The sequence below is a fragment of the Bombella apis genome (assembly GCF_018221685.1).
Lineage (GTDB): Bacteria > Pseudomonadota > Alphaproteobacteria > Acetobacterales > Acetobacteraceae > Bombella > Bombella apis.
The window spans coordinates 301,408-310,071 of the sequence record NZ_JAGJTM010000003.1; the positions used below are offsets into that span (position 1 = coordinate 301,408).

Below are 8,664 nucleotides of genomic sequence, written 5' to 3' on the forward strand. Positions count from 1 at the left end.
GCCTTGCGCGGAGGACGAATCCTTTGGGGTCAAATCGCCGTAGTCTTCACCATCGTTCTGGTGATGACGTGGGCGGCGACGCAATGGGTAGCGTTCCGCCTTGGCTTCCAGCCCCAGCTTGGCAATCCATGGTTCGAGCTGGCGGGCCTGCCGATCTACTATCCGCCGGCCTTCTTCTGGTGGTGGTTCTCCTTCGATGCCTATGCGCCCGCGATCTTCGTCGAGGGCGGCATCATCGCCGTATCGGGCGGCTTCCTCGCCATTGCCGCCGCCATCCTCATGTCGATCATCCGGGCGCGGGAAGCGCGCAACGTCGCCACTTACGGATCGGCGCGATGGGCCGAGGACCGGGAAATCCGCGCGGCCGGATTGCTCGGCCCCGATGGCGTCCTGCTCGGCCGATACGACCGGGAGTATCTGCGCCATGACGGTCCCGAGCATGTCTTATGCTTCGCCCCGACGCGCAGCGGCAAAGGTGTCGGGCTGGTGGTGCCGACGCTGCTGACATGGCCAGCATCCGCCATTGTCCACGACATAAAGGGCGAGAACTGGACGCTGACAGCCGGCTTTCGAGCCAAGCATGGTCGCGTCCTGTTGTTCGATCCGACCAATGCGAAATCGTCCGCCTACAATCCGCTGCTGGAGGTCCGGCAAGGGGAATGGGAAGTCAGGGACGTGCAGAATATCGCGGATATTCTGGTCGATCCCGAAGGCAGTCTCGACAAGCGCAATCATTGGGAAAAGACCAGCCATTCGCTTCTGGTCGGCGCGATCCTGCATGTTCTCTATGCGGAGAAGGACAAGACCTTGGCGGGCGTCGCCAACTTCCTGTCCGATCCCCGCCGTCCGGTCGAGGCGACCTTGCGCGCCATGATGGATACGCCGCATCTCGGCGAGGCGGGCGTTCATCCCGTCATCGCGTCGTCGGCCCGCGAGCTGTTGAACAAATCCGAGAACGAACGGTCGGGCGTATTGAGCACCGCCATGTCGTTTCTCGGCCTCTACCGCGATCCCGTGGTGGCGCGGGTGACGGCACGATGCGACTGGCGCATTGCCGATCTGGTCGGCAGCCGCCAGCCCGTCACGCTCTATCTGGTCGTGCCGCCGTCCGACATAAACCGCACCAAGCCGCTCATCCGCCTGATCCTCAACCAGATCGGCAGGCGGTTGACCGAGGAACTGACTACCTCGGGCAAGCGCCATCGGCTGCTGTTGATGCTGGACGAGTTTCCGGCGCTCGGCCGGCTCGACTTCTTTGAATCGGCGCTCGCCTTCATGGCGGGCTACGGAATCAAAGGCTTCCTGATCGCGCAGAGTCTCAACCAGATCGAGCGCGCCTATGGGCCGAATAACGCGATCCTCGACAACTGCCACGTCCGCGTCAGCTTCGCCACGAATGACGAGCGAACGGCCAAGCGGGTAAGCGACGCGCTCGGCACCGCGACCGAGCTGCGCGACTCCACCAACTACGCAGGGCACCGCCTAGCCCCGTGGTTAGGTCACTTGATGGTTTCACGGCAGGAGACGGCCCGGCCGCTGCTCACGCCGGGCGAAATCATGCAGCTTCCGCCCACCGACGAAATCGTGATGGTTGCGGGAACGCCCCCGATCCGCGCGACCAAGGCCCGCTATTTCGAGGATGCGCGGTTTCAGGAACGCATCCTGACCCCGCCCGATCTGGTCGCCGCTCCGCTGGCGCCCAGCCCATCCGCCGATGATTGGTCCGGTCGCGTGGTCGCGGCCGATGGCCGTTCCGCGACCGACACCGCAGATGGGGCCGAGGGTGATCCGGCCAATGCCGGCATCCGCCGCGAGCCGGAATTGCCAAGCCAAGAGGAAATCGTCGCCCCGCCGCCATCCCCCGAACAGGAGTTCGAGTTTCTGGACGACGAACCGGACGTTGACACGGCCAAGGCCCGCGCCATGCGCCAGCGCATGAGGATAGTGGCGCGGCAGGTGGCGATGAACCCCGATGATGGAATCGACCTTTGAGGACACGCCCATGACCACACGCACCCGCCTGAATATCTATTTCGACCCCGCGCTCATTCCCCAAATCGAGGCGATGGCGCTGCGCCGCTCGGTAGCGCTTCGCCGCAATGTCTCAAAATCCGCCATCGTGGAGGCGGCTGTCATGTCCTACCTTTCCGGCGACGCTGACGACCAGCTTGAAGCTGCCATGTCGCGCCGCCTGGACAAGCTCGGCCGCCAGATCGACACGCTCGATCTGGATCTCGCCGTCCTCGGCGAGACGGTCGCGCAGTTCATCCATTTCTGGATGACCATCACGCCGCCGCTCACGGGAGCCGCACAATCCGCAGCCCGCGCAAAGGGCGCGGAGCGGTTCGAGGGCTTCATGCAGAATCTCGGCCGGCGTCTGGCGACGGGCGACAGATTCCTCAAAGAGCTGTCGCGCGACCTCGACTCACTTCCCGACGATCCGCTGCCGGATGAATCCGAGAGCAACGGCGATCAAGAGTAAGTATTCGGACCCATCCTAATTACCGCCGTTCGCCGCCGATTGCCGCCGCTGCTTAGATACTTGTTGAATCCGCCCAATTCCGGGCTTTCTTAATCGACCCCGATCCGGGGATCGCCTGTCGCGCCCCATGAAGAAACGGGGCCGACATGACCACCAACCACCAAAAACCAGAAGCCATTGCGCGCGGCGCGCGCATGTTGCGCACCGCCCTCGGCCCCGCCATTGCCCGGCTGCTCAAAGACCCGGCCGTGGTCGAGGTGATGTTGAACCCGGACGGGCGGTTGTGGATCGACCGACTGTCCGAAGGGCTTTCCGATACGGGTGAGTGCCTGTCCGTCGCCGATGGCGAACGTATCGTGCGCTTGGTCGCCCACCATGTCGGCGCGGAGGTTCATGTCCGCAGCCCGCGCGTCTCGGCCGAGTTGCCGGAGTCTGGCGAAAGATTCGAGGGCCTGCTGCCGCCCGTGGTCGCTGGCCCGACCTTCGCCATACGTAAGCCCGCAATCGCCGTGTTCAGCCTCGACGACTATGTGGCGGCGGGGATCATGTCCGACGATCAGGCCGCGACGTTACGCGCGGCCGTTTCTTCCCGCGCAAACATCCTCGTGGCGGGCGGCACCAGCACCGGCAAGACCACGCTGACCAACGCGCTACTCGCCGAGGTGGCGAAGACGGCGGATCGTGTCGTCATCATCGAGGACACGCGCGAGCTGCAATGCGCCGCGCCCAACCTTGTCGCCATGCGGACGAAGGACGGCGTGGCGACGCTTTCTGATCTGGTCCGGTCCTCGCTGCGCCTGCGCCCGGATCGCATCCCTATCGGCGAGGTGCGCGGTTCCGAAGCCCTCGACCTTCTGAAAGCGTGGGGCACCGGCCATCCGGGCGGGATCGGCACCATCCATGCAGGCACCGGCATCGGTGCGCTCCGTCGCCTTGAACAGCTCATCCAAGAGGCTGTCGTCACGGTGCCACGCGCCCTGATCGCCGAGACCATCGACCTTGTTGCCGTCCTGTCCGGGCGCGGTTCCGCGCGCCGGCTTGCCGAGCTTGCCCGCGTCGAAGGGCTGGGGCCGGACGGCGACTACCGCATCACAAACCCCAGCCCATTGGCAATCCCCACCAGCACAGGAGAATCTTCATGATCCGCACGTTTTCGCGCGGCTGCCGCCGCATGGCGACTGCCGCATCCGCCCTTGCCATCAGCCTCATGCTCGCGCCGGCCGCCCATGCGTCCGGTTCGTCGATGCCGTGGGAGCAGCCCTTGCAGCAAATCCTTCAGTCCATCGAGGGGCCGGTCGCCAAGATCATCGCCGTCATCATCATCATCGTAACCGGCCTGACTTTGGCTTTCGGCGATACAGGCGGCGGCTTTCGCAAGCTGATCCAGATTGTGTTCGGCCTGTCCATCGCGTTCGCGGCCAGCTCGTTCTTCCTGTCGTTCTTCTCGTTCGGCGGCGGGGCGCTCATCTGATGGCAGGCGGCCTTGAACAACTCGACGCGGTGCCGGGATTTTCAATCCCGGTCCACCGGGCGCTGACCGAGCATATCCTGCTCGGCGGCGCACCGCGCGCTATCGCCATCATGAACGGGACGCTCGCCGGGGCCGTGGGCCTCGGCCTGCGCCTCTGGCTGGTCGGCATCGCCGTCTGGGCCATCGGCCATTTCGCGGCCGTATGGGCAGCGAAGCGCGATCCTCAATTCGTCGAAGTCGGGCGGCGGCATCTGCGCATCCCGGCTTTTCTATCGGTGTGAGGGCGCGGCCATGATGAACCTTGCCGAATACCGCCGCACCGCAACCCGGCTCGCCGACTATCTGCCATGGGCCGCATTGGTCGGCTCCGGCGTTGTCTTGAACAAGGACGGCAGTTTTCAGAGGACGGCGAAGTTTCGCGGTCCCGATCTGGATTCCGCCGTTGCCGCCGAGCTGGTCGCCGTCGCCGGCCGCATCAACAATGCCGTGCGCCGTCTCGGCTCCGGCTGGAGCATCTTCGTCGAGGCACAGCGCAGCGAAGCGGCGACCTATCCCGACAGCACCTTTCCCGACCCCGCGTCGGCGCTGGTCGATGCCGAGCGCAAGGCCGGTTTCGAGGAAGCAGACGCGCATTTCGTGTCGGGCTACTTCCTCACCTTCCTCTGGCTGCCCCCGGCCGAGGAAGCGGCCCGCGCGGAAACATGGCTCTATGAGGGCCGGGAGAAAACGGGCGTGGACCCGTGGGAGTTGCTGCGCGGCTTCATCGACCGCACCGACCGCGTGCTGGCCTTGCTCGACGGCTTCATGCCGGAGTGCCGTTGGTTGGATGACGGCGCGACGCTGACCTATCTCCATTCCACCATCTCGACAAATCGCCATCGCGTGCGCGTGCCCGAGGTGCCGATGCACCTCGACGCGCTGCTTGCCGATGCGCCGCTAACCGGCGGGCTGGAGCCGCGCCTTGGCGACGCACATCTGCGCGTCCTGACCATCGTGGGATTCCCGACCGCGACGACGCCGGGCCTGCTCGACGAGATGAACCGCCTGCCGTTCCCCTACAGGTGGAGCACGCGCGCGATCCTGCTCGACAAGACCGATGCGACCCGGCTGCTGACCCGCATCCGCCGTCAGTGGTTCGCCAAGCGCAAGAGCATCGCGGCGATCCTGAAAGAGGTGATGACCAACGAGCAATCCGCGCTCGTGGACACCGACGCTGCGAACAAGGCGCTCGACGCCGATATGGCGTTGCAGGAGCTTGGGGCAGACGTGGCGGGCATGGCCTACGTCACGGCCACCGTCACCGTCTGGGATGCCGACCCGCGCATTGCCGACGAGAAGCTGCGCCTGGTTGAGAAGATCGTTCAGGGCCGTGACTTCACCGCCATGGCCGAGAGCGTCAACGCGGTTGACGCATGGCTCGGCAGCCTGCCGGGCCACGCCTACGCGAATGTCCGCCAGCCGCCTATCAGCACATTGAATCTCGCCCACATGATCCCGCTTTCGGCGGTGTGGGCGGGGCCGGAACGGGACGAGCATTTCGGGGCACCCCCTTTGCTCTTTGGAAAGACCGAAGGCTCAACCCCGTTCCGGCTAAGTCTTCATGTCGGCGACGTGGGCCACACCCTTGTCGTCGGCCCTACCGGCGCGGGCAAATCCGTGCTGCTGGCGCTCATGGCCTTGCAGTTCCGGCGCTATGCGGGATCGCAGGTCTTCGCCTTCGATTTCGGCGGTTCGATCCGCGCCGCCGCGCTCGCCATGGGCGGGGATTGGCACGATTTAGGCGGCGGACTGACGGAAGGAGACGAGGCGTCTGTTTCGCTCCAGCCGCTCGCCCGCATCCATGACACCTATGAACGCGCATGGGCGGCGGACTGGATTGCCGCCATCCTCATGCGCGAAGGCATCGCCATCACGCCCGAGGTCAAAGAGTATCTTTGGACGGCGCTGACTTCGCTCGCCTCCGCGCCGGTCGAAGAACGCACGATCACCGGCCTCGCGGTCCTGCTGCAAAGCAACGACCTCAAGCAAGCCCTTCGGCCTTATTGTGTCGGCGGCGCCTATGGCCGGCTACTCGACGCCGAGACAGAGCATTTGGGATCGGCGGACGTGCAGGCGTTCGAGATCGAGGGCCTTGTCGGGACCGGCGCGGCCCCCGCTGTGCTCGCCTATCTCTTCCATCGTATCGGCGACCGGCTCGACGGACGGCCGACGCTGCTCATCATCGATGAAGGCTGGCTTGCGCTCGACGATGAAGGGTTCGCCGGCCAGCTCCGCGAATGGCTGAAGACGCTGCGCAAGAAGAACGCCAGCGTCATCTTCGCCACGCAAAGCCTGTCCGACATCGACGGCAGCAATATCGCGCCCGCGATTATCGAGAGCTGCCCGACGCGGATCTTGCTGCCGAACGAGCGGGCCATCGAACCGCAGATCACGGCCATCTATCGCCGCTTCGGCCTCAATGACCGCCAGATCGAAATCCTCGCGAGGGCCACGCCCAAGCGGGACTACTACTGCCAGTCGCGGCGCGGCAATCGCCTGTTCGAGCTGGGCCTGTCCGAAGTCGGCCTCGCGCTGTGCGCCGCGTCCGCCAAATCCGACCAGACTGAAATCGCGCGCATCCATGCCGAGTATGGGCGCGAAGGCTTCCTTGCCGGCTGGCTGCGCCATCGCGGCGTCGATTGGGCGGCCGACCTGATCCCGAACCTCACCAATCTTGCCGACCGGCCGGAATCCGCCGCGCCGGCCCGGCTCGATACCCCACAGGAGATTCTTCCATGACCTATTCCAAGTTTGTCGGGACCTCGGCCCTTGCGCTGACACTCGCCGTTCCGGTCGCGCTTTCGCCCATGCTGGCAAGCCCGGCCCATGCGCAATTCGGCTTCGGCCGCATCGTCTATGACCCGAGCAACTACGCGCAGAACGTCCTCACGGCAGCGCGCACGCTCGAACAGATCAATAACCAGATCACCAGCCTCCAGAACGAAGCGCAGATGCTCATCAATCAGGCCCGCAACCTTGCGAGCCTGCCGCATAGCTCGCTCCAGCAACTCCAGCAGAACGTCCAGCGCACGCAGCAGCTTCTCGGGCAGGCCCAAAATCTCGCGTTCGAGGTCGGCCAGATCGACCAAGCGTTCCAGAGCCAATACGGCAATGTCTCGCTGTCCGCGACCGACGCCCAGCTTGTCGCCGACGCGCGCGGCCGTTGGGAAAATACGGTTGGCGGTTTGCAGGACGCCATGCGCGTGCAGGCTGGCGTCGTCGGCAATATAGACAGCAACCGCGCCGAGATGGCCGCGCTGGTCGGCCAAAGCCAGGGCGCGACAGGGGCGCTGCAAGCCACGCAGGCGGGCAACCAGCTCCTTGCCCTCCAGTCGCAGCAGCTTTCCGACCTGATCGCGGTCATCTCGGCAAACGGCCGCGCCGATGCGCTGACAGAAGCGGAGCGCGCGACCGCCGCCGAGCAGGGCCGCATCCAGCGCGAACGGTTCCTGACGCCGGGCAGCGGATACCAGCCCGGCAACGCGCAGATGTTCAACAACGGCAACAACTGACGGGAGGGTCGCCATGGACGGCAAGATGCTGGCACGGCTTGCGGCCGTTGTGTTCATCGCTATCGCCGTCACGGCGACGGCAATCGACATAGCGCGGAAGGATGAACCTTCCGCGCCGCCCCCGGCCTCGGCCTTCCAGCCCCCGGCCGATCCCCTGCGCGAAACCCTGCGCCGCTGCCAGCAGCTCGGCGAGGCGGCGGCAAGTGACGCCGGCTGCCTCGCCACATGGGCTGAATCCCGCGACCGCTTCCTCGGCCGTGATCGCAGCGAGGCGCGCTGACCATGGGCAACACGGGCATCATCGACAATTTCCTCGGCATATTCACCTCCTACATCGACAGCGGTTTCGGGCTGCTCGGCGGCGAGGTCGCCTTCATCGCCACGACGCTGATCGTCATCGACGTGACGCTCGCCGCGCTCTTTTGGGCATGGGGCGCGGATGACGACATCATCGCGCGGCTGGTCAAGAAGACCCTGTTCGTGGGCGTCTTCGCCTACATCATCAGCAATTGGAACAACCTCGCCCGCATCGTCTTCGAGAGCTTCGCCGGCCTCGGCCTCATGGCGTCGGGCACCGGCTTTTCCGTCACCGATCTGATGCGGCCGGGCCGCGTCGCGCAGACCGGCCTCGACGCCGGCCGCCCGCTGCTCGATTCCATTTCCGACCTGATGGGCTGGATCGCCTTCTTCGAGAACTTCATCCAGATCGCGTGCCTGCTGTTCGCATGGGCGCTGGTGGTGCTGGCCTTCTTCATCCTCGCCATCCAGCTATTCGTCACCCTGATCGAGTTCAAATTGGTGACGCTAGCCGGCTTCGTGCTGATTCCGTTCGGCTTGTTCGGCAAGACCGCGTTCATGGCCGAAAAGGTGCTCGGCAACGTGGTGTCGTCCGGCATCAAGGTTCTGGTTCTCGCCGTCATCATCGGCATCGGCAGCACCTTGTTTTCGCAATTCACGGCCGGCTTGGGCGGCGCGACCCCGACCATCGACGACGCCATGGCGATTGTGCTCGCCGCGCTGTCGCTGCTCGGCCTCGGCATCTTCGGCCCCGGCATCGCCAACGGCATCGTCTCTGGCGGGCCGCAGCTCGGCGCAGGCGCGGCAGTAGGCACGGGCCTCGCTGCCGGCGGCATGGTGCTTGCTGGCGGTGCGGCGGCTGG

9 protein-coding genes are annotated in these 8,664 nt (G+C 65.3%); all 9 read left to right on the top strand.

The window, feature by feature from the left end:
• The first annotated feature begins 63 nt into the window (after positions 1-63).
• Positions 64-1,992 carry a conjugal transfer protein TraG gene (locus J8Z04_RS03190; protein WP_408610215.1) on the top strand — a complete coding sequence of 643 codons (1,929 nt, stop codon included), beginning with the start codon at positions 64-66 and terminating at the stop codon, positions 1,990-1,992.
• A 10-nt stretch (positions 1,993-2,002) separates the two neighbouring features.
• Positions 2,003-2,482 (top strand): CopG family transcriptional regulator, encoded by a 480-nt coding sequence (locus J8Z04_RS03195; protein WP_171009991.1) that lies wholly within the window; start codon positions 2,003-2,005, stop codon positions 2,480-2,482.
• Between the two features lie 146 nt (positions 2,483-2,628).
• Positions 2,629-3,624: a P-type conjugative transfer ATPase TrbB gene (trbB, locus tag J8Z04_RS03200; protein WP_192848281.1), complete on the top strand. Its 996-nt coding sequence runs from the start codon at positions 2,629-2,631 to the stop codon at positions 3,622-3,624.
• Positions 3,625-3,653: 29 nt separating this feature from the next.
• A complete protein-coding gene (locus tag J8Z04_RS03205) occupies positions 3,654-3,953 on the top strand; it encodes a TrbC/VirB2 family protein (protein WP_456298255.1) in 300 nt (99 codons plus the stop codon).
• Positions 3,953-4,234 carry a VirB3 family type IV secretion system protein gene (locus J8Z04_RS03210; RefSeq protein WP_192848283.1) on the top strand — a complete coding sequence of 94 codons (282 nt, stop codon included), beginning with the start codon at positions 3,953-3,955 and terminating at the stop codon, positions 4,232-4,234. Before J8Z04_RS03205 ends, J8Z04_RS03210 begins: the two co-directional genes overlap by 1 nt.
• A gap of 10 nt (positions 4,235-4,244) precedes the next feature.
• Complete coding sequence (gene trbE, locus J8Z04_RS03215) at positions 4,245-6,731, top strand: conjugal transfer protein TrbE (RefSeq protein WP_192848284.1); 2,487 nt, start codon at positions 4,245-4,247, stop codon at positions 6,729-6,731.
• Positions 6,728-7,504 carry a P-type conjugative transfer protein TrbJ gene (trbJ, locus tag J8Z04_RS03220; RefSeq protein WP_192848285.1) on the top strand — a complete coding sequence of 259 codons (777 nt, stop codon included), beginning with the start codon at positions 6,728-6,730 and terminating at the stop codon, positions 7,502-7,504. The genes trbE and trbJ overlap by 4 nt, the downstream gene beginning before the upstream one ends.
• A gap of 13 nt (positions 7,505-7,517) precedes the next feature.
• A complete protein-coding gene (gene trbK-alt, locus J8Z04_RS03225; protein ID WP_192848286.1) occupies positions 7,518-7,784 on the top strand; it encodes a putative entry exclusion protein TrbK-alt in 267 nt (88 codons plus the stop codon).
• A gap of 2 nt (positions 7,785-7,786) precedes the next feature.
• Positions 7,787-8,664: P-type conjugative transfer protein TrbL (gene trbL / locus J8Z04_RS03230; RefSeq protein WP_212125565.1), on the top strand; the 878-nt coding region annotated here is incomplete at its 3' end.

Coding starts and splice junctions, on each gene's coding strand:
- J8Z04_RS03190 (WP_408610215.1), top strand. CDS start 64: ATGACGTGGGCGGCGACGCAATGGGTAGCGTTCCGCCTTGGCTTCCAG.
- J8Z04_RS03195 (WP_171009991.1), top strand. CDS start 2,003: ATGACCACACGCACCCGCCTGAATATCTATTTCGACCCCGCGCTCATT.
- trbB (WP_192848281.1), top strand. CDS start 2,629: ATGACCACCAACCACCAAAAACCAGAAGCCATTGCGCGCGGCGCGCGC.
- J8Z04_RS03205 (WP_456298255.1), top strand. CDS start 3,654: ATGGCGACTGCCGCATCCGCCCTTGCCATCAGCCTCATGCTCGCGCCG.
- J8Z04_RS03210 (WP_192848283.1), top strand. CDS start 3,953: ATGGCAGGCGGCCTTGAACAACTCGACGCGGTGCCGGGATTTTCAATC.
- trbE (WP_192848284.1), top strand. CDS start 4,245: ATGATGAACCTTGCCGAATACCGCCGCACCGCAACCCGGCTCGCCGAC.
- trbJ (WP_192848285.1), top strand. CDS start 6,728: ATGACCTATTCCAAGTTTGTCGGGACCTCGGCCCTTGCGCTGACACTC.
- trbK-alt (WP_192848286.1), top strand. CDS start 7,518: ATGGACGGCAAGATGCTGGCACGGCTTGCGGCCGTTGTGTTCATCGCT.